The organism is Nonomuraea longispora, from assembly GCF_004348345.1.
GTDB classification, from domain to species: domain Bacteria; phylum Actinomycetota; class Actinomycetes; order Streptosporangiales; family Streptosporangiaceae; genus Nonomuraea; species Nonomuraea longispora.
This window is the reverse complement of the sequence record NZ_SMJZ01000451.1, coordinates 1-817: the sequence shown is the minus strand read 5'-3', so window position 1 is coordinate 817 and position 817 is coordinate 1. Positions and strand designations below refer to the sequence as shown.

Annotated in this window: 1 protein-coding gene and 1 pseudogene; one reads left to right on the top strand and one right to left on the bottom strand. The window is 62.7% G+C overall.

The window, feature by feature from the left end; translation table 11 throughout:
• Window positions 1-110 precede the first annotated feature (110 nt).
• Window positions 111-422, bottom strand: coding sequence for a hypothetical protein (locus E1267_RS43895; protein ID WP_246064769.1), 312 nt, complete (start codon window positions 420-422; stop codon window positions 111-113).
• Window positions 423-441: 19 nt separating this feature from the next.
• Between E1267_RS43895 and E1267_RS43890 the strand changes: the two are divergent.
• A pseudogene (locus E1267_RS43890) lies at window positions 442-615 on the top strand (transposase); the annotation flags it as partial.
• Between the last annotated feature and the right edge of the window lie 202 nt (window positions 616-817).

The window sequence follows — 817 nt, the reverse complement described above, 5'->3', positions numbered from 1 at the left end:
AACCTGTTCCAACAGCGGAGCTCCTGTGGTGAGGATGTCTTGGAGTGACAGACCTCTTCTACAGCAGCTCCGCTGCTTTGTTCATCGGTCTTGACGAACAGCCCTCTCCCTTAACTGAACGGCGTTGGCTCTAGATGTGCGAGGACGGTGTGGTTGGCGGCCCAGCCATCGGGGAACTTAATCGGCACATTGAGCTGGACCTTCGGACTCGAAGGATGGCTGTCGAGGAGATCGGTGATGCCGGCTCTGGCGACCACGATGCACGCATGACGATGACGGGACGTCAGCACACACAAGCGCCCCGACTCCAGATGGAACGCCGTGGCATCACGGCGGCCGGACAGTGGATGCCAGACGATCGTGATGTCGTACTCGCGACCTTGCAGCCGGTTCGCCGTGTCGACGGCCACCCCGTCGGGCACACCCGCCTTCCGTACCGCTGGCGTACTCATCGTCGATGAGACAGGCTTTGTGAAAAGGGGCACCAACTCGGCCGGGGTCCAGCGCCAATACACCGGCACCGCCGGGCGGATCGAGAACAGCCAGGTCGGGGTGTTCCTGGCCTATGCCACTGGGCGTGGACGGGCACTGGTGGACCGGCGGCTCTACCTGCCCCGCCGGGTGGCCCGGAGGAGTCTCACCTCCGGGCTCCCACAGAACGGAGCGTGACGATCTCTCGTCACTCCGCTCTGATGGCGCTTCGAAGATCTGACCAGACCTGCTCTGTGAAATTTGCCAGGTGAGCGACTCGCCGAGAGAGATCGTTCTTGTCTCGGTGGGGCTCCCTCGACGCTTCGGGTGATCACGTTTCGAAGCG